Source organism: Thermincola sp. GK-1 (genome assembly GCF_059412445.1).
On sequence record NZ_JBSQAT010000009.1, the window covers coordinates 55,168 to 79,266 of the forward strand.

Below are 24,099 nucleotides of genomic sequence, written 5' to 3' on the forward strand. Positions count from 1 at the left end.
CATGGGGGAGTTTTTAGGTTCGTTACCAAAGGGGTTTATTAAAATCCCGAATATTAAAAAAATTAAAGAGGAGAGTGAGAGGGTTAATGGAGCAGACTATGACATTGGCTTATGTTTCTCTGGGAGCAGGTATATTGTCCGTTATCGTGGCATTACTGTTCCTGAGCAGCGTCCTCAAGGAGGACATGGGTACCCCCAGAATGAAGGAATTATCCGAAGCTATTTTTGAAGGGGCCATGGCCTACCTGAATCGTCAGTACAAGACGCTTGCTCCGATTGTAATCGTTATTTTTGTGGCTTTATTTTTTGTTCCTGTAGAATTGTTTACTCATGGAGACCCAACTGCAGCTGAGAAAGTTCAGGGTCTTTCCGGAAAACTTGCGCTTCCTATATCCTTCCTGGTTGGTGCAGTAGCCTCCGCCATTGCAGGTTACATGGGTATGGTCAGTACCACCAAGTCCAACGCCCGTACAACCAACGCTGCCCGTTCCGGACTGCAAAAAGCTCTTACTATTGCCTTCAAAGGCGGCGCTGTTATGGGTCTGTCCGTAGCCGGTCTTGGATTGGGTTGTGTATCCGCACTTTATATTATCTTTAAAGTTCCTGCAGTCATTAACAGTTTTGCTTTTGGCGCCAGCGCCGTTGCTCTCTTTGCTCGGGTTGGCGGCGGTATCTATACCAAGGCTGCTGACGTAGGCGCTGACCTGGTTGGTAAGGTAGAAGCAGGTATTCCTGAAGATGACCCGCGGAACCCGGCAGTTATTGCCGACAACGTGGGTGATAACGTTGGTGACACTGCCGGTATGGGCGCTGACCTGTTTGAGTCCTATGCCGCTACTTCCATTGCTGCCATGGTTATCGGTGGCAGCGTGCTTGGGATAAACGGAGTTCTTTTCCCGTTACTGATCGGTGCTATCGGCATCGTTGCTTCTATAATCAGTACGAGTTTTGTCCGTATGAGCGGTGAGGACGGCAACCCGCAGGCCGCTCTGAACAAAGGTCTGTACGGCACAAACATTATTACGGCTGTCGCCGGATTCTTCCTGGCCCAGTGGTTATTTGCCGATAAGGCCATTGGTATTTTTGTAGGTATTGTTGCCGGCTTGGTTACTAACGTAGCAGTTGGTTACATAACCGAGCTTTATACTTCATATCATAAGAGACCTGCTCAGGAAATTGCCGAAGCCTCAGAAACCGGTCCTGCTACCAATATTATTAAAGGTTTGGCAGTCGGTCTGAAGAGTACTGTTTATCCGATTCTCGTTATTGTAATTGCCATCTATGCTTCTTATATTGCGGCTGAATCCGCAGGTGCCGGTCTCGGTATCTACGGTATCGCCATGGCTGCTATGGGTATGCTTTCCACTGCCGGTATGGTTGTTGCTATCGATTCCTTCGGCCCGGTTGCTGATAACGCCGGCGGTATTGCCGAAATGGCTGAGCTTGGTCCGGAAGTGCGTAAGAACACCGACAAGCTGGACGCTGTCGGTAACACTACAGCTGCAGTGGCCAAAGGTTTTGCTATCGGATCTGCTGCTCTGACTGCATTGGCCCTTTTCACTGCCTTTAGTGAATCTGCAGGTTTGGAGGAAATCAACATTCTGAACCCGATCGTTATTATCGGTCTTTTCATCGGCGCAACTGTTCCCTTCCTGGTAGCATCTTTTGCTATGGAAGCTGTTGGTCGTGCCGCTTTCGATATGATTGCTGAAGTTCGCCGTCAGTTCAGGGAAATTCCCGGCCTGATGGAAGGCAAAGCAAAGCCCGATTATGCCAAGTGTGTTGACATCAGTACCAGGGCTGCTATCCGCGAGATGATCGCTCCCGGTATTGTGGCTATCGGAACCCCTGTTGTTGTAGGTTTCCTGCTTGGACCCCTGGCATTGGGCGCTACCCTGGCCGGCGGCACCGCTTCCGGTGTACTTCTGGCCCTCTTCATGGCTAACTCCGGCGGCGCCTGGGACAACGCCAAGAAATACATTGAAACAGGTAAACTGGGCGGCAAAGGTTCTGATGCCCACAAGGCTGCCGTTGTAGGTGATACCGTAGGTGACCCCTTCAAGGATACGGCAGGTCCTGCCATGAATCCGCTGATCAAGGTTATGGGTACCATTTCCCTGATTATTGCGCCTATCGTTGCCAAGTTCTATGTGTTCCAGAGCATAATTAAATAAATTGTGTTTTAAGAGGGCTGCCTCAAAATTGAGGCAGCCTTCAATATTTTGGTTTTCTAAAAATCATTGCATTTTTCGGGCAGGTGGAATACAATAATAGTGTATTAGTCAATTAGTACACCAGTACAATAATACAATTCTCCGTTTATGGGCAATATACACCGTGACAGAGGAAGTAGGAGGAGAACAGTATGTGGCTGCATATTGACCCGTCCGGGGGACCGCCGATTTACATACAAATCAGGGAACAGATAAAAAGAGCGGTGGCAACAGGGTTTTTCAAGCCGGGTGACCAATTGCCTTCGGTAAGGGACCTGGCTGTTCAGCTTACGGTCAATCCCAATACGGTTTCCCGGGCTTACCTGGAATTGGAAAGGGACGGTGTGATAAAAACGGTCCGTGGAGTGGGAACCTTTGTTTCTAAAAAGGAAATAAAGATTGAGTACGCAGAGCGTGTAAAACTGGTAAAATCAGCTCTTGGTAAAGCATTAGTGGAGGCTTATCACCTGGGGTTTACCGAAGCGGAGCTCAGGGAGCTTTTTGAAGAAACCCTGAAGGAATGGGGGTGGTAAAAAATGACAATGGAACTGGCTATAGAAACCAGAGGCCTTACAAAGATGTTTGAAGATAAATTGGCTGTAAACGCCCTTGATCTGAAAGTGGTCAAAGGAAGTATTTATGGATTTCTGGGTTTAAACGGGGCTGGGAAAACGACAACCATAAAAATGCTGTTGAACCTGGTTTACCCTACTTCCGGCGAAGCCTTTGTCCTCGGTCATGACGTTGTTAAGCAGGCTTTATATTTGGTCCCAATGGTTTGGCAAGAACCTCTACCAGTTCGGAAGTGTAATGGCCATCATATTTGGGGCCGGCATAATTTCATCGGAAGTATCGCGAAAAACTATACAGTTCCTCTTGGCCAGACCTATACTCAGGGAGGACGTTTTTACCGTCAAATTTATTGTAAATTTTGCTGCGTTAGCTTTGGTGGTGGTGGCATCAACTGTAGTGTTATATATTACTGTAGTTGCTACCGGACATAAAATTCCCGTTGTGGATATGGTGCAAAACATCATTATGGCTCTGGCCGGAATGGCAGTTATCTATTCAATGGCCGTTTATTTTTCAACGGTATTTGACCGGACCTTAAAATCTGCCGTAATCACGGGAATTATTGCCATGGTTCTTTTCGTGCCGGGGTTTTTCCCGGGATTGCATTATTACTCTATATATTACCACATGGCCGGCTCTAATATAGCATTAGGGAAGGGGTTTCCCTTTATCCCGCTGATAGTTTTGATAATAATTACGGCAGCCTTTTATATGCTGGCCAGAAACCGGTTTAAAAAACGGGATTTTTAGCTTACGCAATCTGGAGGATTAATAAAATTGAAAAAGGAGACGCAAGTATAATGAAAGTTTATAAGCCGGCACAAGGGAAAGGGTTTATCTGGGGGGTTGGCCTGCTGATATTTTCGATTGTGATATTGGCCGTGCCCACGGTTATAATCAGCCCGACAGGGGGACCTGGATGGACCTTTACGGCTGTCATGGGCCTGACGGGAATCCTGGTGGTTGGTATGATGGGGTATTTTACCTGGGCGGCCAAAAACCTGGAGTACAGAATTGAGGGAGAGGACCTGGTCATAAGATGGGCTTTTAATCAGAAACGGATACCTTTGCAAAGCATCAGGGAAGTCAGAAAGGTTGTTGGTACCAGCAGTATGAAAGTGGCCGGCGCCAGTTGGCCAGGGTTTCACTGGGGTACCTTTACAGACCCGCGGGGTAAAGGCTCAGCCAACCTTTATGCTACCCGGCTCTGGGGTGACATTATCCTCCTGCAAACCAAATGGGAAACCATAGGGATAACTCCCGAAAACCCTGATGAGTTCCTGGATGACCTGAACCGCCTCTTACCCGACCTGGCGCAGAAGCGGGAAACAATGGAAGACGGGAAAGGAAGGAAACGGGTTTCACCCTGGAAGGATAGGTTTTTTCTCAGCATGGTATTTCTGTCCCTCCTGATCCTGGCGGGAACAGGTATTTTCCTGGCCATGAAAATTCCCGGCCTGCCGGAACGGGTGCCTATGCACTATAACCTGGCAGGGGAAGTGGACCGTTACGGTTCGCCAACTGAAATTTGGGTCCCTTTTGGTATTGGCGCAGTAACAAATGCCCTGCTGCTGGGCATCGGTTTGACTGTAGCCAGGAACAATAAGATGTCGGCCTACATGGTGGGGATTACCAGTGTTTTCCTGTCTCTTATCTTTTGTCTTATTGCAGTAGGTATGGTATTGTCCGCTTGATTTTAAATTGCCGGAATTTCCGGGGTTATTAAAATTTTATGAAGGGGAGAGGTAAAAATGGAGATGGAACAAAAAGAAAAGCGGGGTTTATTAAAGTTTTTTATTGACGCCATTGTCAGCCCCAAGGCTGCCGTAGAAGAATTTGTAGAACAGGCATCCTTCTGGCCCATGGGCTTTTTGCTGATGTTGGTTAACCTGCTCTTGTTCTTACCTATTATTCCCAAAATGAGGGAATTTACCCTTTGGACACTTGAACATTCACCAAAACCCATGCCGCCGGAACAACTGGCCATGACCAAACAAATGCTGCCGGCAATTACCGGCGCCCAGGCAGCTCTGGCCTTTGTTTCGCCACTGATTATGTGGGTTATCCTGGCCCTTTTGTTGAAGTTCTTGAACCTGGTTGTCGCCGGTGACGGGACTTTCAAGAAATTGATGTCGGCTGCCGTGATTGCTTCCGTACCCAATATGCTTGGCGGTATCGTCAAGACAATACTGGTACTGCTTACACCCGCTTCTAATATGAAAAACGTTACCACAAGCCTGGCCCTTTTCCTGCCTAAAAACCAAACCGGGTTTTTGTTTGGCTTCCTGTCAGTCTTTGACCCCTTTATCATTTGGAGTATTATTCTGCTGGCCATGGGCGCAGCAGTTGCTATCAGGACAACGACCAGGAAGGTGGGAGTATTTTTAGGCATTATCCTGGCGGTTTACGGGGTAATTATGGGCGCAGCGGCTCATTTTGGCGGAGGTGCGGTATAACTTTGGAACGCAAAAAGAAAATTATTATCGGTGCAGCCATGGCGGCACTGGTTTTGCTTATCATAGGGGTAAATATTTACAAAAACTCCGGCGAAAAGGGAATTCCGGTAGAAGCCTTTCAGGTAAAAAAGAAAAACCTGGAACAGGTAGTCCTGGCCAGTGGCAAGGTAGAAGTTCAGGATAAACAGGAGTATACTGCCCAGGTTGCCGCCACTGTGACCAAGATATACGTGTCAACAGGTGACAGGGTTAAAGCGGGCCAGTTGTTGATGCAACTGGATACTGCCCAGTTGGAACGGCAACTGAAACAGGACCAGGCTAACCTGCGGGTTCAGGAAGCCAACCTGGCCAAGGCCAGGTCAGGCGCCAGGTCCCAGGTGATAGAACAGGACAGGGCCAATTTAAAAAAGGCAGAAACGGCTTTTCAAAATGCCAGGGCCGCTTTTGAGCGGACCAACCAACTTTTTCAGGCGGGCGCTGTCTCCCAAGAAAGCCTGGAAAATGCCAAATTGAATTATGTGACGGCCGAGGCGGAATACCGTTCCGCCCAGAAACGCCTGGAAATGGATTTGGCCGGGGAAAGCGGTCCGGAATTGGCGGCGTTGGAAGCCCAGGTCCAGCAGGCCAAAGTAGCTGTTGAGCTGACCGAAGATTTGATTGCCAAAGCCAGTGTCAGGGCCGGGATGGATGGTATTGTACTTTCCGTGGACGTGGAAGAAGGGAGCTATGCCGCAATCGGCGCTCCGTTAATAAGTATCGGCAACCCGCAGCGGTTAATAGTAAAATCAGAAGTAAGTGAATCGGACAGCGGCAACCTGCGAGTGGGACAGCCGGTGACCATAACAGCTGCCGCTGCGGAAGGGGCGGTATACAAAGGTAAAGTTGCCATGGTGTCCCCGGTAGCCGTTACCAAACTTAAAGACCAGGCAGAACAGACCAATGTGGAAATTACGGTAGAGATTACCGAGTTTGACAGCAAACTTAAACCCGGTTACAGTGTTGACCTGAATATAACTACGGCCAGTCTGAAAGGAGTAACCGTAATACCTTACGAAGCGATTATAGAAAAAGGGCACAACAGGTTTGTTTTCGTCATCAATGATAATCACCGCGTAAGCCTGAGGAAGGTGGAAACAGGCGTGGGGAACGAGCTTTACCTCCATGTTAAAAAGGGTTTGCGTCCGGGAGACAGTATAGTGGTTAACCCGCCGGAAAACTTAAAGGATAAAGATGTCGTAGATGTCCGGGAAAATACGGCTTCGGCAGCAAAGGAGAAGACCAATGATTAAAATAGAGGCGTTAAACAAAGTTTACCGGACGGGGCAGATTTCCGTACACGCGCTGCGGGATGTTTCCATGGAAGTTAAACCCGGCGAATTTGTAGCTATTATGGGACCTTCGGGTTCCGGGAAGTCCACGTTGATGAATATTCTCGGCTGCCTTGACAAGCCCAGCAGCGGCTCCTACCTCCTCGACGGGCAGGAAATAGCCGGGATGGAAGACGGCGCACTGTCGGCCATCCGCAACCGAAAGATAGGTTTTGTTTTTCAGAATTTTAACCTTTTGCCCCGGTTAACGGCTTTTCGCAACGTGGAACTGCCTATGTTGTACGCCGGAGTTCCGGCGGCGCAGAGAAAGGAACGGGCCGAATGGGCATTAAAAAGGGTTGGGCTGCAGGATAGGGGGCATCACCGGCCCAACGAACTTTCCGGTGGACAGAAACAAAGGGTTGCCATAGCGCGGGCTTTGGTTAACAAACCGGCCATTATTCTTGCCGATGAACCGACCGGCAACCTGGATACCCGGTCCAGTGAGGAAATTATGGCTATCTTCCAGGAACTCAACCGGGAAGGAGCTACCATTCTTATAGTTACCCACGAGCGGGAAATAGCCGAGCATACGAACAGGGTCCTGTATTTCCGGGACGGCAGGATAATTAAAGATGAATCCATCAGTGACCCTATCAGCGCTGTCGAATATCTCTGGAGGTTGGGCCCGCCGGAGGTGAACGGCCTTTGAATTTACTGGAAGCTGTTAAAATTGCTCTCGAAGGGCTTTGGACTAACAAACTCCGGTCTTCTCTAACCATGCTCGGTATTGTCATAGGCATTGCGGCAGTTATCGCAGTAGTGGCCATTGGCCGCGGGGGTCAGGCCTTGCTGATGAGTGAAATATCCAAGGTCGGTTCCAACCTTTTTGCTATATATATCGATTTTTCAGATGACGACCCGGCCACACCCAGGGATTTTTCCCTGGATGACATCGATTTAATCAAGAAACTGGTGCCGGGCATAAAAGGCATGTCTACCATGCAGAGCGGAGCGGCCCAGGTTAAGGGAACGAAAGGGAAAAAAATGGCCAGTGTTCAGGGGGTAACCGGAGATTTCAAGTTCATGCGCAATATCGAACTTGTGGCCGGAACCTTTTTCTCCAATCACGATGCCAAGAGCAACAGGGCCGTCATAGTAATTGAAGAGAAGTTGGCTGATGAGATTTTTGGCCGGGAGAACCCTATAGGGAAAAAGGTCCTTGTGAAAAGTAAACCTTTTACCGTAATTGGGGTTTCCAAATCTGCAGAAAGCGTGCTGGCCGGGCTTGGTGGCTTGAAGACAGCTTTTATTCCCGCTTCCACCTGGCAGAACCTTTTTAACGAAAAGGCTTTAATGGGCTTTGAAGCTCAGGCTGCTTCCCGGGACCGGTTGGAGGAGTCCATGCAGCAGGCGGTAAAAATTCTGGAACGGCGCCATAATAACAAAGACCGGTATAGGACTATGACCATGGAACAGGAGATGCAGATGATAAACAAAGTAACCGGCATCATGACCCTGATTGTAGGGGCCATAGCGGGCATTTCTCTCTTTGTGGGGGGGATAGGGGTTATGAACATCATGCTGGTTTCTGTTACCGAACGGACCAGAGAAATTGGCATCAGGAAAGCTCTGGGCGCCCGGCGTAAAGATATCATGGTACAGTTCCTCATTGAAGCCGTGGTCATCTGTCTGATTGGAGGAGTATTCGGCGCCGCGATTGGTGTTGGTGGGGCCTATATGATTGCCCGGTTTGCTAAATGGCCGCCCCTGGTGTCCTGGGGAACTATTGCCATTGCCTTTATTTTCTCAAGCGCGGTAGGCATTTTCTTTGGGCTTTATCCGGCCAGCAAGGCAGCCAGATTAGACCCAATCGAGGCATTAAGGCATGAATAAAACAGTAGTGGTCAGTGAACAGTAAAAAAATTAAAATTGCGGCATGCCCTGATATACATACATTTAGTACAATTGAATTGTACCGGTTTTTAAAATGTGTATTGGGGCATTGCCGTGTTTTTTTATGTTTTTCTGACTACGGACCACTATTGGACAATGGTCACTTGAAAAAATCTGAAACCTTTGGCAGACATATTCGTCTTAACAGGTGAAAGGAGGCTTCCCGGGAGCCATGGATTTTCTAAGTTTTTACGACTTGTATTTTGACGATGTTTACAGGTATATTTATTTCAAAACAGGTAATCAATGGGATACCGATGATTTGGTAAGCGCAGTGTTCCTGAAAGCTTTCGAAAAGTTCCCTTCCGTCACGGGAAGCCACAAAGCCTGGTTATTCACCATTGCACGTAACACAGTGATTGACCACTACCGTAAGAAGAAAGACATCACAGTGGGCGAGGATATGGAACGGTATACCTATCTTTACTGTTTTGAAGAAGAACTGGAAAAGCAAGATGAAGTTAACTGCCTGAAAAAGTCTCTTGGTGCCCTGACAAAAGAAGAGCTGGAATTGATTAACCTGAGGTATTTTGCCGAGTTAAAATATTGGGAAATCGGGCAATTGACAGGCAAAACAGAGAACGCCGTCAAACTGAAATTTATGAGGGTAAAAGAAAAATTAAAGGCGTTAGTTAAGGTTTGTATGGAGGGATAATTTATGGATGATCAGAGGTTAGACAAAGCCTTGCGGGAACTGAAGAAAGAATTGCCCGTTAACGAAACCCTAAAGCGGCGGCTGCGTGGCTCCTTCGTCAATAAACAGATGTTTTCTTGGCTAAAAAGGTTGCCTTTTGTTGCGGCAGTTGCGGCTGCCTGCATCGCCTTTTTCGTTTATATGACCTCACCGGAAAACATTATGGAACAGGCCAATGCCGCATCATTAAAAATTTTAAACCAAATATCTTTTGTTGAGATGGGCCGGGGGTCTATAATAGGACTAACGGAATACCGGGGAACTGTTTATCTCGCTCTGGCGGAGAAGGGGATATTTGCCTATAACAAAAAAGGCTTTCACCGGGTTATTGATAATAAAACAGGGTTTATCAGAGTTTCACCCGATGGAAAAAAAATTCTTTTATCTGACGGGAATGTAATGATTTACGACTTAGTCAGTAAAAAAAAGGAAATGTTGCTTAAAGGTGATCAGATGACTGTTTTCTACGAGGAGCCTTCCTGGTCCCCTGACGGCCGACGGGTGATTTATACAAAAAAGGTTTTGGCTTGGAACGGACCTGATTCACACGGGTTTACCGTTCAGGAATCCGGAATATATGAGTTAGATTTGGAAACGCATAAATCCAGAAAACTCACTGAAGGCGCACATGCGTCCTGGGTAAAAGACAGCAGCCGTATTGTTATAGAAAAAAAGAACAAAGTAATATTGAAGGACTTGCAGGACGGTTCAGAGAGAGTTATCGATGAAGGCCGGTTTCCTTCTGTTTCCCCTGACGGCAATTATGTGGCTTATGTCAAGGCTGAGAAAAAAGTCCAAAGGTTTAACAACAATGCTGAAATTAACCGGAGCATGGAGAATATATGGATTGCCGATACGGGAGGAATGCACACAAAAAGGAGGGTCACGGCAAACTTTCCTAACCGGGATGTTGAAGAACGGTGGCTAGATAGTCTAAAACCCTCCGATACTATCCGGAGCCTGACTGTAAGCGGAATGTATAGCTACTATGCTCCAGTTTGGAGCAGTGATTCGAAAAGTCTTTATGCTCTGAAAAATGCTAACCTTGAGTCCGGAGACGGATTAAAACTGATGAAAATTGATTTTACCACTGAGAAAATGACAGCGGAAGATACGGTGAAGAGGTTTGTTCAGGCGTTAATTGTAAGGGATGATGATTATGCCAAAAGTATCATGAAGAATCCTCCACCGTTCTTAACCATATCCAATCCTCACCAGGTAGGTTATAAGATAATATCTGGCGGCAAAGAAAAGGGCAAGGAATACGTTGACGCAGAGATATATTGGGCATATACTGCCAACCCCTATTACAGTATTGTTCAAGCAAGGTTTTATTTGATACCCGGGGACAATGGGTTTATTATTGACGGTATTAAAGAACTGAAAAATATAGATATTATGGCTATGGACCACACCGGGGAAGTTAAAATGAGCAGAGATGAAAAGAGCGAGGTTTTATTCAGGGCCAGTGATATACCCCATGAATTTGTACCCCAAGGCCGTTACAGGTTTGGGCCAATGGCCTATAACCAGGCAAAGGACACTTTATTATTTACCATGCAGGTTTTGCAGGACAAGGGTCAGTATGCTGCAGTGCAACTGCTAAGTTATAATTTAAAAGATAAAAAATTTAAACTGGTAGATAAAATCACCGGGATAAACAACAAAAAGAATATTGGCATTGAACAAATTATAATTGATCCCCAAGGTGAATATGCCGCTCTGGACCTGTTTTCCGATAATGACACACCTTATAAGAGTTATGTTTTCGTATATTGCTTGGAGGACTATTCCAAAACGATGGTGGCTGGACTATTTGAAAACTCCGTGGCTGATTCGGTACACACAAGATTCTGGGATTCCGAAAAATTAGTGTTTAGTCTTTTCGGCAACGGCCAATCCATGAATTATATTTACACCCCTGAAGACCAAGAAAATCATACGTTTTAAAAGAAGAGGGGGCAAAATAGAAACTGGAGCAGTACGTAAACCGAATGTCAGGTGGGTATCTTTACAGAAAGTAAATTATCTGTTAAAATCTATATGTTAAGCTTCGGGAGGTGAAGGTTTTGAAAATCGCAGTAATTATCGTTCATATTTTATTGGCCTTGGGTGTAATTGTAACTGTATTATTGCAGTCGGGAAAAAGCGCCGGTTTATCGGGTGCTATTGCCGGTGGAGCTGATGCTATTTTCGGTAAGAAAAAAGGGATGGATGAATTTTTGAGCAAATTATCCACTGCTTTTGCGATAGGATTTTTGATTACTTCTTTGGCATTGAGCATAATTAAATAAATGTGTATGTATTACATATGCCGGATTTTGCCGGCATTTTTCTATTTGTGGACTTCTTTATTTTGCCATGTTATAATACTTGCATTAATGTGGAAAACGGAGAAATTGAAAGAAATTATAAGCAAGCGGAAGGAATAGAGTTCACATACGGTCAGAGGATTATTGATGAAAGAAATAGGAGGTAAAGCAGTGCTTTTGGGAGAGGTTATCAGCAGAGCGAAAGATAGATTTCCGGATAAAACGGCTCTTATCTACAAAGACCGGCAATGGACTTACCGGGAATTGGACGAGCAGATTAACCAGGTGGCCAATGGGCTGAGAAAACTGGGTATTCGAAAGGGTGACCGGGTAGGTTTACTGATGCTGAACAGCCCTTATTTTGTAATCGGTTATTTTGCTGTAGCTCGCCTGGGCGCTATCGTGGTGCCCATTAATGTAGCTTTTAAAGGGGAAGAAGTCAAATACCTGATGAATGATTCCCAGGCTTCCGCCATGATTGTGGCGCCGGTTTTTCTTCCTTTGGTTAAACAGATCAGGAAAGAGCTGAAAAACGGTTGGCTGCACACAGGTGATGTTGCGTACATGGATGAAGAAGGTTACCTTTTCATCGTGGACCGGAAAAAGGACCTGATTATTGTCGGGGGTTTAAACGTTTACCCCCGGGAAATTGAAGAGGTCATCTATTCCCATCCCAAAGTGGCGGAAGCTGCTGTTGTCGGAGTGGCCGATGCCCTGCGAGGGGAAGCGGTTAAAGCCTTCATTGCTCAAAATCTTAAAGAGGGCATTGAAGGAATAGTTCAAGAGAGATTTTGAAGAAATAGTCCCTGGGAAAGTGGCCGTCAATGCCACTTTCTTTGCTATAGGGACTTTAATTGCAGGACAAGTTAGACAAGAAATGCTATAATATAACCATGTGAAAAAAATTTTGGGAGGGGTAGACGATGACCCTTGGTGAAATGATAACCGCCGGCGCAAAGGAATTTGCCGACCGACCGGCCTTGAAGTTCAAAGGCAGGACCTGGCCATACAAGGAACTTGACGAGCAGGCCAACAAGGTCGCCAATGGTTTGAAAAGGCTGGGCATCGGCAAAGGAGACCGCGTTGGGTTACTGATGCTGAACAGTTCATATTTTGTAATCAGTTATTTTGCCATTGTTAAACTGGGCGCGATAGTTGTACCTGTTAACGTGATGTTTAAAGCAGAAGAGTTAATCTACCAACTAAACGATGCCGGGGTCTCTGCCCTTATTACCGCACCATTGTTTATGCCGCTTGTTACGCTGGCGCAGCCGCAGATCGTGTCCCTGAAGTATATAGTGGTGCAGGATCTGGAGCAGGATTATTCCGCTGTGGGAACGGTTTCCATGCAATCAATGCTGAAGAATGAAAGTGGCAGCCTAGACCTGGATTATGCCGTTTCCTCCGATGACGTGGCTGTGCTTCTGTATACGTCAGGTACGACGGGAAACCCCAAAGGAGCTATGATTACCCATCATAATATGCTTGCTAATGCGGCAGCGACCAAGGAGGCTACTGCTTCCGGTTATCCCGATTCAACGGTCTGTGTGCTGCCTATGTTTCATTCCTTTGCCTGGACAGCCTGTGTACTGCTTCCGTTAACGTACGGCGGGCTGGTGATAATATTAGAGAGCTTTTCTCCGCAAACCAGCTTGAGAACCATAGTGGAGGAAAAAGCAACAATTTTTGCCGGGGTACCGACGATGTATAGTGTACTGCTGCAGGTGCCAAACGTAAACCCGGCGGATTTCGCCCATTTGCGGTTGGCATATTCCGGTGGGGCGGCATGTCCGGTAGAGTTGAGCAGGAAGTTTAAAGAGAAATTTGGTATTCAAATCTTTGAAGGATATGGCCTGTCCGAATGTTCACCGGTCTGTACTACCAACCCTTACTACGGAGAACGGAAACCCGGCTCGATAGGTGTCCCTATACCTGGCGTGGAGGTTAAAATTGTTGACGAAAAGGGGAACGAAGTGCCCAGGAATACACCGGGCGAACTGTGTTTTAAGGGACCCAACGTAATGAAGGGTTACTGGAACAGGCCGGAAGCCACGGCCGAAGCTTTAAAAGACGGCTGGATGCATAGCGGGGACATTGGCTATATGGATGAGGAAGGCTATATATTTATCATGGACCGGAAAAAGGACCTGGTAATTGTAGGCGGTTTAAACGTTTACCCCCGGGAAATTGAAGAGGTCCTTTATACTAACCCGAAAGTGGCTGAGGCTGCCGTGGTCGGTGTGGCTGACGATTTACGGGGTGAAATTGTCAAGGCCTTTGTTGTCTTAAAAGAGGGGGAGACAGCCACTGAAAGGGAGCTGATAAAATACTGCCAGGAGCGGTTGGCTAATTATAAATTGCCTAAAGTTGTTGAATTCAGAGATGCTTTACCCAAAAACAGCACCGGAAAAATCCTTAAGCGGGAACTGGTATAGTGGTTTAGAATGTTATCAAGGAGTGGAGGCAATGACCAGGGAAGAAGCTTTAACTGAATTAAAAAAACATGTAAAAAATAATAATTTGCTGAAGCATATGTACGCTTGTGAGGCAGTTATGCAAAGGCTGGCCAGACATTTCGGCCAGGATGAGGAAAAATGGGGGCTGGCGGGCCTGTTGCATGATATTGACTACGACCAAACCAAGGACGACCCCGTACGCCACAGCCTAGTTGGCGCGGAGATACTTGAGCAAATGGGACTGCCGGAAGATGTGGTTTATTCCGTGAAGGTGCATAATGACGCCCATGGCTTACCCAGGAACAGTTTGCTGGACAAAGCACTTTATGCCACCGACCCTGTAACGGGTCTCATCGTAGCCGGAGCGCTAATCAAGCCCGAGAAGAAACTGGATGCTATTGATGTGCCATTCCTGATCAATAGGTTTAATGAAAAATCTTTTGCCCGGGGAGCCAATCGGGAGCAGATAGCCAGTTGCTCAGAACTGGGCCTTACTTTAGAGGAATTTTTTGGACTGGCTCTGGAGGCCATGCTTGCAATAAGGGATGAGCTGGGGTTATAAGGTTTGGCTTTGGCGCTTTTAGGGTAGATTAGAGTTAGTCTACCCTTTCTGTTATTTTCAGAATAAGGGTATTTGACATTAGTAACATATATACCAGGCATAATTAAGGTGGGTGAAATATGTTGGATAGAATTGAAACAGACCTGGAGGAATTAATATTAAGCCATATGCGGAGGGCTGCTTATAAGCCTCTAACGGCAGAAGAACTGCTCAAAGCTTTAAACCTTGAGCCCAATCCTGAGTTTTTTGAAAAGATGGCGGAACTGGAAAAACAGGGTAAGATCGTGCAAACCCGTAAACTACGTTACGGGGTGCCGGAGAAACTTAATCTGGTGGTTGGGCGGATACAGGGGCATCCTAATGGGTTCGCTTTTATCATCCCTGACCGTGCCGGAGAAGAGGATGTTTTTGTAAGTCCGGCCAATTTAAACGGGGCCATGCATAACGATCGGGTTATCGCCCGTATTACAAGTAAAGGCGATTTAGGGGTTCGCCGGGAAGGTGAGGTTATCCGGATACTGGAACGGGCCAATACCCTTGTGGTGGGGACATATTCCAGTTCGAAGCACTTTGGTTTTGTTATTCCCGATGAAACACGGATCAGCCAGGATTTTTTCATTGCCAGGGGCAATGAACACGGGGCCCGTTCAGGCGACAAAGTGGTTATTCGCGTAACCCAATGGCCGCAGTATAGGATGAACCCGGAAGGGGAAGTTGTACAGATCATAGGCCGCAAGGGCGCGCCGGGCATAGACATGGAATCAATAATCTGGAAACATAAACTGCCCAGGGAGTTTCCACCCGATGTGGAGCGGCAATTAAAAGATATACCCGATGAAGTACGGCCGGAAGACATGCAGGGCCGGGAAGATTTCCGGAACCTGCTGATGGTAACTATTGACGGTGAAGATGCCAAAGACCTTGATGATGCCGTCAGCCTGGAAATGCTACCTGACGGATTGTTCAGACTGGGAGTGCATATTGCTGATGTGGGACATTATGTTCCTTTGCGCACCCCTCTGGATAAGGAGGCTTACAAGAGAGCTACCAGTGTGTACCTGGTGGACAGGGTAATACCCATGCTGCCCCCAAAGCTTTCCAACGGTATCTGCAGCCTGAATCCCCGGGTAGACCGGCTGGCCTTGTCTGTTATGATGGATATAGATGAAGAAGGAAATGTGAGAAGACATCAAATTTATGAATCCGTTATTAATTCCAACGAACGGATGACTTATACCGATGTGAAAAGGATGCTTGTCGATAAAGATGAAGAATTATTAAGGCGGTACCATTACCTGGTGCAAATGCTTCAGAACATGGAGCGTCTTTGCCGGATATTGCGGGCGCGCCGGTTGAAAAGAGGGGCTATAGACTTTGATATTCCTGAAGCCAAAGTCATCCTTGACGACCGTGGGAGACCGTTGGAAATAAAGAAGGCGGAAAGGTCTATAGCTGACCGGATTATTGAGGAATTTATGCTGGTGGCCAATGAAACTGTGGCCGAGGCCATGTTTTGGATGGAAATCCCTTTTGTGTACAGGGTTCACGAGGAGCCGGCAGAAGAAAAGCTGGTGCAGCTTCAAAAATTTCTGGCTACCTTCGGTTACGGTCTAAAAGGCATTAATAAAATTCACCCCAAGGCCTTACAAAAAATTGTTGAACAGGTAAAAGGCCGGCCGGAGGAAAGGGTCATCAATACGGTAATGCTTAGAACTATGAAACAGGCCCGTTACAGCGAAGAGAACCTGGGCCATTTCGGATTGGCGGCAAAGTATTACTGCCATTTCACTTCGCCTATCCGCCGGTACCCGGATTTGGTGATTCACCGGATTATTAAAAGTATTCTCAAAAGTGGCAGTTTACCTCAAAAGGAACTGGACCGGTTGAAGAAGTTTGTGCCTGCTGCCGCTGTTCAGTCTTCTGAACGGGAACGGGCCGCCATGGAAGCGGAGCGGGAAAGTGCGGACCTGAAAAAGGTAGAATTCATGCTGGATAAGGTGGGGCAGGTTTTTGAGGGTATTATTTCCAGTGTCACTTCTTTCGGCCTGTTCGTAGAACTGGATAACCTGGTGGAAGGGTTGGTACATATAACCACCCTGACGGACGATTTCTATGAGTACGATGAGGAAAATTACCGATTGGTGGGGCAACATACCCGCAAGATATACCGGATCGGCGATCAGGTCAGGGTCAGGGTTGAACGGGTTAACCCTGATGAGCGGCAGGTGGATTTTGAATTGGTGGACGGCGGAGGGCCCAATTTTTAGAAACAAAATATAAATGCAAGGGAGTGGAGAGTAATGCGTGACAAAGTGAAAGATGTTGCCAACAGAATCAAAGGGTTAAGGCTGTTGGCCGGCTTTTCCGAGGAACAAATGGCTGCATGGTTGAATATTTCCAAAGACAGTTATATCAGGTACGAAAATGGGGAAGACGATATCCCTATAAGTATCATTTATGAAATTGCCAACATACATGGGGTAGATTTAACTGATATCCTTACGGGTGTTTCGCCTAAACTCCATGAAGTTTGCTATGTCAAGAAAGGAGAGGGGCTGAGTGTTGAACGGCTGGATGAGTATGAATTTGAAGACCTGGCCTATAAATATGCCAACAGAAAAATTGAGCCCCTCCTTGTGACATTGGACCCGAAAAACAACCCGGAGCTTGTAATACATCAGGGGCAAGAGTTTAATTATTGTCTGGAAGGGAAGATGAAGGTTATTATCGGAGATAAAGAATATGAGTTAAATCCGGGTGACGCTTTGTATTTCAATCCGGCTAAACCTCATAAAATGGTTGCGCTTGACGGCAAACCGGCCAAGTTTTTAACTGTGATAATACTATAAAAAAGTTTAACCGGATTTTATTTTACAATATGATGAATTAGTGGGAGAGAGTTAATATGTCACTGCTTGAAAAATATGTGAGCCAGAAGGAGTTTTCGTCATACGAAGATTTTTGCGCAAATTTTAAAATTAATGTACCGGAGAATTTTAATTTTGCCTACGACATAATTGATGAATACGCGAAAACCGAACCTTCGCGAATGGCGCTGGTGTGGTGTGATGATAAGGGCAATGAACGTTTCTTTACTTTTGCGGATTTAAAATACTGGTCTGATAAGACGGCCAATTTTTTTGCTTCGGAGGGTATTGAAAAAGGCGATAAAGTCATGTTTATTCTGCGCCGCCGTTATGAATTTTATTTTTGCGCTCTGGCTCTGGCCAAGATTGGAGCGGTTTACATTCCGGCCACATTCCAGCTTACTGCCAAGGACATTGCTTACCGTAACAATGCTGCCAACATAAAAATGATTGTGGCCTACAATCAACGGGATATAATTGAGCATGTAGAAGGAGCCATGGAACAGTCACCGACACTAGAGAAACTGGTATTGGTAGATGGCCGCCGGGAAGGATGGCTTAATTTCGAGGAAGAGGTTGCGCGGGCTTCCGAGAAATGGGAAAGGCCCACGGGGGAAAATGACACACAAAATGACGACCTTATGATAATATACTTCACGTCAGGGACAACCAGTCTGCCGAAAATGGCAGCCCATACGTTTACCTATCCGCTGGGGCATATTGTAACGGCCAAATACTGGCAGCGGGTAGAAGACGGTGGCCTCCACCTGACAGTGGCTGATTCCGGCTGGGCCAAGTTTGGCTGGGGTAAGATGTACGGACAGTGGATTTGCGGGGCAGTTCAGTTTGTTTATGATATGAACAAGTTTGTGCCCAAAACCCTGCTGGAGAAGATGGAAAAGTACCGGCTGACCACTTTTTGTGCCCCGCCGACCGTTTACCGGTTCTTGCTCCAGGAAAACCTAAAAAACTACGACCTTACATCAATAAAACACTGTTCCACGGCCGGCGAACCACTGAATCCGGAGGTTTATGAACGTTTTTACAGAGAAACGGGGCTCAGGATTTTCGATGGTTTCGGCCAGTCAGAAACCACTGTTTTGGTGGCTAATTTTGAATGGTTTGAGACCCGCCCCGGGTCTATGGGTAAGCCTAACCCGGCCTATGACATTGACATAGTGGATGAAGAAGGCAATTCCTGCCCCGCCGGTGTGGAAGGAGAACTTGTTATAAAGTGTGATTCCGGCAGGCCCGTTGGCCTTTTCAAGGGTTATTACGGAGATGAAGAAGCCAATGCCAAAGCCTGGCGCCACAATATGTACCATACCGGCGACGTGGTCTATAAGGATGAGGACGGGTATTTCTGGTTTGTGGGGAGAAACGACGACGTTATCAAGGCATCGGGCTACCGCATCAGTCCCTTTGAGGTGGAAAGTGCCCTGATTGAGCACCCCGCAGTTGTGGAATGTGCCGTGACGGGCGCGCCTGACAGTATCCGCGGCATCGTCGTCAAAGCTACGGTGGTCCTGGCCAAAGGGTGCGAACCGTCCGATGAACTGAAGAAAGAGCTGCAGGAGCATGTAAAAAAAGTAACTGCACCGTATAAATACCCCCGAATAATAGAATTTGTTGAAGAACTGCCCAAGACCATAAGCGGCAAAATCCGCCGGGCGCAAATTAGGAAAGAGGACCAGGAGAAATATAATGGGTAGTGGCCAGTGGTCAGTCATCATTGGAAAATATTTATTAGCTTATGATTTATGAGTGGGTGATGGGTACTTCCTTGCCTTTTTGCTTTTTTTGTGTATAATAGAGAGTAGATACTTGATAAAATGATCAGAACCGGGTGTGGGGACACCCGGTTGGTACAACCACCGCCGAAGTGGGCGGTCATAGTGTAAGCATGAAAAAAGTAGCTTACTTGTCAGGGCAGGCTACTTTTTTCGTTGTGAAGCAGCGATTATAGAAACAACTAATGTCGCGAAAGATATCATCAAGGTTAATGCTTCGAATACTCGCATAATCATCACCCCCTTTCGTAGGGGTAATGACCGCCCACCCTGCGCCTATTTGGTTGTACCTTGGAACATTATACCATGTTTTTGCGCATTTGCAAACACATGTTCGCGATTGGCTGCCCCTTGACAGGGGGCTTTAATGTGCTATAATGTTTATACGTCTCTTAAAGGGGTTATTATTTGAACAGGTGATTCTCATGGCTGGTGTAAAAGAGATAGAGAACCGCAAAGCCCGGCATGATTACCATATTGAAGAGATATATGAGGCCGGCATTGAATTAAAGGGCACGGAAGTGAAGTCCCTGCGGGCCGGTAAGGCCAATCTCAAGGACAGCTTTGCCCTGGTTAGAAACGGCGAGGTTTTTGTGCATAATATGCATATAAGTCCCTATGAACAGGGCAACCGTTTTAACCACGAACCTACCAGGGTGCGGAAGCTTCTTTTACACAGGCATGAGATCAACAAACTTATTGGCGCCACCAAACAGAAAGGGCTTACTCTGGTGCCGCTGAAAATTTACTTTAAAAACGGCAGGGCAAAAATGGCCCTGGCCCTGGCAAGGGGCAAGAAGCTCTACGACAAACGCGATGACATGGCCGCTCGCGACGCTAAACGCGAGATTGAAAAAGCCTTCCGGGAGAGGCAAAAGGGCAGTTGACAGTTAAGAGTTGATAGTTGACAGTTAGCAAGGGATGATGATTCTAACTTAGTAGTATCCTTTTATTTGGAGAAGAATATGGGTAGTAATTTTCGTGAGTTAGCCGTATGGCAAAAGGCTCACCAATTAGTTTTGGATATATACAAAATTAGCGCCCAATTTCCTATAACAGAGCAGTTTTGTATGACGCAACAACTAAGGAGGGCTGCTTACTCTATCCCGGCGAACATTGCGGAAGGGTGCTCCAGGGGGTACGCTGCAGAACTTAAAAGGTTTACTGGTATAGCTCGGGGTTCGCTTGGGGAAGTGGAGTATTTTCTATTGCTGGGGAAGGATTTAGGTTACTTGAGTGAGGAAGAATACTTGGCCCTGGAGGCTCAATGTGACGAGATTGGCCGGATGCTAAACGGCCTGATTAAATCGCTTAAAGGCCGGTTAACAATTGACAGTAAATAGTTGACAGGTATAGAACTTTAAAAATAGACTGCCATTTAAAAACTGTTCACTGTCAACTGTCAACTGTTCACTGTTCACTGTTCACTGTCAACTGTCAACTGTTAACTGTTCACTGTTCACTGTTCACTGTCAACTGTTAACTAATATGGGGGTGTAATGGTTTCGACGGGGGATGAATAGGCACAAGTAGCGAGCCGGGGTTCCATCAGCCCGTAATACGGTGGACTTAAAATTAAACGCAGAAGAAAATTACGCTTTAGCTGCCTAATGCAGCTAACCTCTAACCCTCTGTGCTCTGGGTGAGGGATTAGGGGTCAACCTACAGAGCTGGCTTAACTCCAATTCTCGGAGGAGTTAGGCGAGATTTATCGAGATAGTTTCACAGGAGCCTGCCGGTGGGCGCCTGGGGAGCGAAATTAAATCACCAGGCTGCGCTCGGAGAAGCTTGTGTGGGTTCTCTTCCGGACAGGGGTTCGACTCCCCTCACCTCCACCAAATGTGACAGTAATCCCTGGTTCTAATGAAATAAGACCAGGGTTTGTTGTTTCATCAGAGGTTGATTCAAATTGTCAGAAAACGTTAATATTGACAGGTAAGCTAATTAATTTTAAAATGAAAATAAAAAATGCGTAGGACGGTAGCACTGTAGGGAAGGTTGGGGCACTCTACAAGAGTGTTTTTTAGTTTCATGAGTATGTATTATATAAACCATACCTACATATGCAGTGTTCCCGGGGAAAAGCGGAACCTGTGTTTTGGCAGGCTGAGCTTTTCTATAGCAAAGAATCGGAGGGAATAAAAGGTGAAGAAATTAATTACTCTGAGTATGGTTTTGTTGCTTTTGGCGGGACTTGTTGGTTGTGGCAGCAATCAACCTGCCGCCACAAAGGACAAGGGCAGTGGCAAGGCTCTTCAAGTGGGGATTATCCAGATTGTAGAACATCCCGCGCTGGATGCTGCCAGGGAAGGCTTTTTGGAGACCCTTAAGAAAAACGGTTATGAGGAAGGCAAGAATCTGGTTGTCAACTACCAAAATGCTCAGGGCGACGCGAATAATTTACAGCCTATCGCTCAAAAACTGGCTTCGGAAAAACCTGATTTAATTTTGGCCATTGCTACTCCTTCAGCTCAGGCGGTGGCTGGCGCTACCAAGGACATTCCAATTTTGATTACCGCAGTGACTGACCCCGTGGGCGCTAAGCTTGTAAACAGTTTGCAAAAACCGGGTACTAACGTTACCGGCACTACCGACATGAACCCGATTAAAGAACAGCTTGAATTACTTAAACAACTTGTGCCCGGAGCAAAGAATATTGGAGTAATTTACAATGCCGGAGAACAAAACTCACAGACCCAGGTGAAAAAGGTTAAAGAGCTTGCTTCCGGTTTGGGACTTGAAGTTACTGAGGCTACAGTGACAAGTACAGCGGAAGTTATGCAGGCGACACAGTCCTTGGTTGGTAAGGTACAGGCTATCTATGTACCGACTGACAATATGGTTGTTTCTGCCGCGAATTCGGTGGTTCAGGTTGCTGATCAGAACAAAATACCGATAATTTCAGGAGAAAGTAGTGTGGTGGAAAAAGGTGCTTTGGCGACAATAGGTATTGACTACAAAAAGCTTGGCGAACAGACCGGTGAAATGGCCATAAGAATAATTAACGGAGAAAAACCGCAAGATATGCCTGTGGAAAGCCAGAAGGAATTCAGCATTGTTATCAACAAAAAAAATGCGGATAAAATTGGGGTGACAATTCCCGAAGAGGTGCTCGGCAAAGCCGCAAAGGTAATTAAGTAGTATAATGTAAATGAGGTGTTTTTATGTCCTGGCAGGTTGTGTCAGGTACCCTGGAACTGGGCTTAATGTATGCGATTATGGTTGTCGGGGTTTACTTGACTTTTCGTGTTCTTAATTATGCTGATTTATCTGTTGATGGCAGCTTCACTTTAGGGGCTGCCATTGCAGCTACTTTAATATTTCGTGGGTATAACCCCTGGTTATCGGTTATTATTGCTTTTTTCGGGGGATGTCTGGCCGGAATATTTACCGGGGTGCTGCATACTAAATTTAACATTACTCCACTATTATCAGGTATCCTTACCATGACTGCTCTGTACTCTGTAAACTTAAGGGTTATGGGTCAGCCCAATATTTCTCTCCTGGGCACCAGAACCATTATTACCGATTTTGCAAAAATACCATATGTTGAAAACTATTCAACACTGATTTTATGTTTGGTAACCCTTATTATAATCGGTTTGATCATTTACCGTTTTCTCCTCACCGAGTTTGGCCTGGCCCTGAGAGCTACCGGTGATAATGAATTGATGATTAAGAGTCAGGGAGTAAACACAGACCTGATGAAAATTATCGGACTTGCCTTGTCGAATGGCCTGGTTGCTTTTGCGGGCAGCTATGTGGCCCAGTATCAACAATTTGCGGATGCCAGTATGGGGATAGGGATAATTATTGCCGGCCTGGCTTCCGTTATTATTGGTGAAGTACTGATAGGAACATCTTCAGTGGGCCGTACAATTGTTGCTGTTGTGTGTGGTGGCGTTATTTACAGAATTATAATAGCAATTGTTCTGCAGTTGGGTTTAGCCCCTACTGACCTTAAACTGATAACAGCTTTTATTGTAATAGTTGCTCTGGTTACACCTAGCATGAAGAACAAGTTTTTGGCTAATGGCTTATGGTCTCCGCGGAAAGGAGGAGCACCGTGATAACCATTCATAATGTGACCAAGGTATTCAATAAGGGTACAGTTAATGAAAAGATAGCGCTGAATCAGGTCAATCTGGAACTTTCCCCCGGGGACTTTGTGACTTTGATTGGAAGTAATGGCGCCGGTAAATCTACTCTGCTTAACGCTGTGGCCGGTAATTTTGAGATAGACAGTGGAGAAATCTATATTGAAGACAAAAACATAACAAACCTTCCCCAATATAAAAGGGCCCAATTCATAAGCCGTGTTTTTCAGGACCCTATGCTTGGGACAGCCGGATCAATGAATATCGAAGAAAATATGGTTATGGCCCTTCGAAGAGGCAGTAGGCTGCGTTTGCGCAAAGCCATTTCTTATAAAGAACGCACTTTCTTTCGCGAAGAATTAAGGAAACTGGGGTTAGGTTTAGAAGACAGGTTAACGACTCGGGTCAGTCTTCTTTCCGGGGGCCAAAGACAGGCGCTTACCCTACTAATGGCTACTTTACAGAATCCCAAGTTACTCCTGCTGGATGAACATACTGCCGCTTTGGATCCCAAAACAGCTGAAAAGGTTTTGGATTTAACTTGCCGTGTTGCCGATAACCCACGTTTGACGACCCTCATGATTACCCATAATTTACATCATGCTTTAAGTGTAGGTAACAGAACCATAATGATGCATGAGGGACGTGTTATTCTTGACATTAAGGGTGAAAAACGGGCTAATATCACCATTGAACACTTATTGGGGATGTTTGAAGAAGCGAGCGGAGCTAAAATTGAAAACGATAGAATGCTCCTGGCCTGAAAAAGGCTCGCCATTTCCTTCCGGGTATTTTCTAATCAAATTTTAATCTTCC

The 24,099-nt window shown here is 46.3% G+C and carries 22 protein-coding genes, 1 other RNA gene and 3 pseudogenes; 25 read left to right on the top strand and 1 reads right to left on the bottom strand.

All coding sequences use genetic code 11. The features are described 5' to 3' along the window. The first annotated feature begins 86 nt into the window (after positions 1 to 86). The 19 genes and pseudogenes from ACSNJE_RS09950 (at position 87) to ACSNJE_RS10040 (ending at position 19,108) form a co-directional block, all read left to right on the top strand. A complete protein-coding gene (locus ACSNJE_RS09950; protein WP_198360481.1) occupies positions 87 to 2,174 on the top strand; it encodes a sodium-translocating pyrophosphatase in 2,088 nt (695 codons plus the stop codon). A gap of 191 nt (positions 2,175 to 2,365) precedes the next feature. Further along, positions 2,366 to 2,746 (top strand): GntR family transcriptional regulator, encoded by a 381-nt coding sequence (locus ACSNJE_RS09955; RefSeq protein WP_495252592.1) that lies wholly within the window; start codon positions 2,366 to 2,368, stop codon positions 2,744 to 2,746. Between the two features lie 45 nt (positions 2,747 to 2,791). Further along, positions 2,792 to 2,953, top strand: a pseudogene (locus tag ACSNJE_RS09960) (ATP-binding cassette domain-containing protein); the annotation flags it as partial. Further along, positions 2,952 to 3,536: a DUF2705 family protein gene (locus ACSNJE_RS09965; RefSeq protein ID WP_495252593.1), complete on the top strand. Its 585-nt coding sequence runs from the start codon at positions 2,952 to 2,954 to the stop codon at positions 3,534 to 3,536. The pseudogene ACSNJE_RS09960 and the gene ACSNJE_RS09965, both read left to right, overlap by 2 nt. Before the next feature lie 50 nt (positions 3,537 to 3,586). Continuing rightward, a complete protein-coding gene (locus ACSNJE_RS09970; protein WP_495252594.1) occupies positions 3,587 to 4,480 on the top strand; it encodes a PH domain-containing protein in 894 nt (297 codons plus the stop codon). Between the two features lie 57 nt (positions 4,481 to 4,537). Continuing rightward, the gene (locus ACSNJE_RS09975) at positions 4,538 to 5,242 is read left to right on the top strand and encodes a YIP1 family protein (protein WP_474773557.1); all 705 of its coding nucleotides are present in this window, start codon (positions 4,538 to 4,540) and stop codon (positions 5,240 to 5,242) included. Positions 5,243 to 5,244: 2 nt separating this feature from the next. Beyond that, positions 5,245 to 6,531: an efflux RND transporter periplasmic adaptor subunit gene (locus ACSNJE_RS09980; RefSeq protein WP_052217457.1), complete on the top strand. Its 1,287-nt coding sequence runs from the start codon at positions 5,245 to 5,247 to the stop codon at positions 6,529 to 6,531. After that, positions 6,524 to 7,261: an ABC transporter ATP-binding protein gene (locus ACSNJE_RS09985; protein ID WP_474660637.1), complete on the top strand. Its 738-nt coding sequence runs from the start codon at positions 6,524 to 6,526 to the stop codon at positions 7,259 to 7,261. The genes ACSNJE_RS09980 and ACSNJE_RS09985 overlap by 8 nt, the downstream gene beginning before the upstream one ends. Next, positions 7,258 to 8,445, top strand: a complete 1,188-nt coding sequence (locus tag ACSNJE_RS09990) for an ABC transporter permease (protein WP_052217453.1) — start codon at positions 7,258 to 7,260, stop codon at positions 8,443 to 8,445. Before ACSNJE_RS09985 ends, ACSNJE_RS09990 begins: the two co-directional genes overlap by 4 nt. Before the next feature lie 232 nt (positions 8,446 to 8,677). After that, positions 8,678 to 9,160 carry an RNA polymerase sigma factor gene (locus tag ACSNJE_RS09995; protein ID WP_052217451.1) on the top strand — a complete coding sequence of 161 codons (483 nt, stop codon included), beginning with the start codon at positions 8,678 to 8,680 and terminating at the stop codon, positions 9,158 to 9,160. A 3-nt stretch (positions 9,161 to 9,163) separates the two neighbouring features. Next, a complete protein-coding gene (locus ACSNJE_RS10000; protein WP_495252595.1) occupies positions 9,164 to 11,149 on the top strand; it encodes a hypothetical protein in 1,986 nt (661 codons plus the stop codon). A gap of 119 nt (positions 11,150 to 11,268) precedes the next feature. Continuing rightward, positions 11,269 to 11,493, top strand: coding sequence for a preprotein translocase subunit SecG (secG, locus tag ACSNJE_RS10005; protein ID WP_052217448.1), 225 nt, complete (start codon positions 11,269 to 11,271; stop codon positions 11,491 to 11,493). Positions 11,494 to 11,658: 165 nt separating this feature from the next. Continuing rightward, positions 11,659 to 12,000 (top strand): annotated as a pseudogene (locus tag ACSNJE_RS10010) (AMP-binding protein); the annotation flags it as partial. A gap of 36 nt (positions 12,001 to 12,036) precedes the next feature. After that, positions 12,037 to 12,276, top strand: a pseudogene (locus tag ACSNJE_RS10015) (AMP-binding enzyme); the annotation flags it as partial. A gap of 158 nt (positions 12,277 to 12,434) precedes the next feature. Further along, the gene (locus ACSNJE_RS10020) at positions 12,435 to 13,946 is read left to right on the top strand and encodes a long-chain-fatty-acid--CoA ligase (RefSeq protein WP_052217444.1); all 1,512 of its coding nucleotides are present in this window, start codon (positions 12,435 to 12,437) and stop codon (positions 13,944 to 13,946) included. 31 nt (positions 13,947 to 13,977) lie between these two features. Next, entirely contained in the window at positions 13,978 to 14,529 is a 552-nt protein-coding gene (locus ACSNJE_RS10025) for an HDIG domain-containing metalloprotein (protein WP_474773553.1), read from the top strand. 119 nt (positions 14,530 to 14,648) lie between these two features. Then, positions 14,649 to 16,796: a ribonuclease R gene (gene rnr, locus ACSNJE_RS10030; protein ID WP_495252596.1), complete on the top strand. Its 2,148-nt coding sequence runs from the start codon at positions 14,649 to 14,651 to the stop codon at positions 16,794 to 16,796. A gap of 33 nt (positions 16,797 to 16,829) precedes the next feature. Further along, complete coding sequence (locus tag ACSNJE_RS10035) at positions 16,830 to 17,378, top strand: helix-turn-helix domain-containing protein (protein WP_013121518.1); 549 nt, start codon at positions 16,830 to 16,832, stop codon at positions 17,376 to 17,378. Positions 17,379 to 17,434: 56 nt separating this feature from the next. Beyond that, entirely contained in the window at positions 17,435 to 19,108 is a 1,674-nt protein-coding gene (locus tag ACSNJE_RS10040; protein ID WP_474773551.1) for an AMP-binding protein, read from the top strand. Positions 19,109 to 19,330: 222 nt separating this feature from the next. On the opposite strand, the gene ACSNJE_RS10045 is transcribed toward ACSNJE_RS10040, so the two are convergent. Next, on the bottom strand, positions 19,331 to 19,423 hold the full coding sequence (locus tag ACSNJE_RS10045) for a putative holin-like toxin (RefSeq protein WP_495252597.1): 93 nt from the start codon (positions 19,421 to 19,423) through the stop codon (positions 19,331 to 19,333). 188 nt (positions 19,424 to 19,611) lie between these two features. Between ACSNJE_RS10045 and smpB the strand changes: the two genes are divergently transcribed. The 6 genes from smpB to ACSNJE_RS10075 all read left to right on the top strand — a co-directional run bounded on the left by smpB (position 19,612) and on the right by ACSNJE_RS10075 (position 24,047). Beyond that, positions 19,612 to 20,073, top strand: coding sequence for an SsrA-binding protein SmpB (gene smpB / locus ACSNJE_RS10050; RefSeq protein WP_495252598.1), 462 nt, complete (start codon positions 19,612 to 19,614; stop codon positions 20,071 to 20,073). Positions 20,074 to 20,151: 78 nt separating this feature from the next. Beyond that, on the top strand, positions 20,152 to 20,529 hold the full coding sequence (locus tag ACSNJE_RS10055) for a four helix bundle protein (RefSeq protein ID WP_013121515.1): 378 nt from the start codon (positions 20,152 to 20,154) through the stop codon (positions 20,527 to 20,529). Between the two features lie 147 nt (positions 20,530 to 20,676). After that, positions 20,677 to 21,024, top strand: a transfer-messenger RNA (tmRNA) gene (ssrA, locus tag ACSNJE_RS10060). A gap of 307 nt (positions 21,025 to 21,331) precedes the next feature. Further along, entirely contained in the window at positions 21,332 to 22,327 is a 996-nt protein-coding gene (locus tag ACSNJE_RS10065; protein WP_200901015.1) for an ABC transporter substrate-binding protein, read from the top strand. Between the two features lie 23 nt (positions 22,328 to 22,350). After that, on the top strand, positions 22,351 to 23,256 hold the full coding sequence (locus ACSNJE_RS10070) for an ABC transporter permease (RefSeq protein WP_052217431.1): 906 nt from the start codon (positions 22,351 to 22,353) through the stop codon (positions 23,254 to 23,256). Beyond that, entirely contained in the window at positions 23,226 to 24,047 is an 822-nt protein-coding gene (locus ACSNJE_RS10075; protein WP_495252599.1) for an ABC transporter ATP-binding protein, read from the top strand. The genes ACSNJE_RS10070 and ACSNJE_RS10075 overlap by 31 nt, the downstream gene beginning before the upstream one ends. The last annotated feature ends 52 nt before the right edge of the window (positions 24,048 to 24,099 follow it).

Coding starts and splice junctions, on each gene's coding strand:
- ACSNJE_RS10020 (WP_052217444.1), top strand. CDS start 12,435: ATGACCCTTGGTGAAATGATAACCGCCGGCGCAAAGGAATTTGCCGAC.
- ACSNJE_RS10070 (WP_052217431.1), top strand. CDS start 22,351: ATGTCCTGGCAGGTTGTGTCAGGTACCCTGGAACTGGGCTTAATGTAT.
- ACSNJE_RS09950 (WP_198360481.1), top strand. CDS start 87: ATGGAGCAGACTATGACATTGGCTTATGTTTCTCTGGGAGCAGGTATA.
- ACSNJE_RS10035 (WP_013121518.1), top strand. CDS start 16,830: ATGCGTGACAAAGTGAAAGATGTTGCCAACAGAATCAAAGGGTTAAGG.
- ACSNJE_RS09985 (WP_474660637.1), top strand. CDS start 6,524: ATGATTAAAATAGAGGCGTTAAACAAAGTTTACCGGACGGGGCAGATT.
- ACSNJE_RS09955 (WP_495252592.1), top strand. CDS start 2,366: ATGTGGCTGCATATTGACCCGTCCGGGGGACCGCCGATTTACATACAA.
- ACSNJE_RS09995 (WP_052217451.1), top strand. CDS start 8,678: ATGGATTTTCTAAGTTTTTACGACTTGTATTTTGACGATGTTTACAGG.
- smpB (WP_495252598.1), top strand. CDS start 19,612: ATGGCTGGTGTAAAAGAGATAGAGAACCGCAAAGCCCGGCATGATTAC.
- ACSNJE_RS10000 (WP_495252595.1), top strand. CDS start 9,164: ATGGATGATCAGAGGTTAGACAAAGCCTTGCGGGAACTGAAGAAAGAA.
- ACSNJE_RS09975 (WP_474773557.1), top strand. CDS start 4,538: ATGGAGATGGAACAAAAAGAAAAGCGGGGTTTATTAAAGTTTTTTATT.
- ACSNJE_RS09970 (WP_495252594.1), top strand. CDS start 3,587: ATGAAAGTTTATAAGCCGGCACAAGGGAAAGGGTTTATCTGGGGGGTT.
- ACSNJE_RS10045 (WP_495252597.1), bottom strand. CDS start 19,423: ATGATTATGCGAGTATTCGAAGCATTAACCTTGATGATATCTTTCGCG.
- ACSNJE_RS10075 (WP_495252599.1), top strand. CDS start 23,226: ATGGTCTCCGCGGAAAGGAGGAGCACCGTGATAACCATTCATAATGTG.
- rnr (WP_495252596.1), top strand. CDS start 14,649: ATGTTGGATAGAATTGAAACAGACCTGGAGGAATTAATATTAAGCCAT.
- ACSNJE_RS09965 (WP_495252593.1), top strand. CDS start 2,952: ATGACGTTGTTAAGCAGGCTTTATATTTGGTCCCAATGGTTTGGCAAG.
- ACSNJE_RS10055 (WP_013121515.1), top strand. CDS start 20,152: ATGGGTAGTAATTTTCGTGAGTTAGCCGTATGGCAAAAGGCTCACCAA.
- ACSNJE_RS10025 (WP_474773553.1), top strand. CDS start 13,978: ATGACCAGGGAAGAAGCTTTAACTGAATTAAAAAAACATGTAAAAAAT.
- ACSNJE_RS10040 (WP_474773551.1), top strand. CDS start 17,435: ATGTCACTGCTTGAAAAATATGTGAGCCAGAAGGAGTTTTCGTCATAC.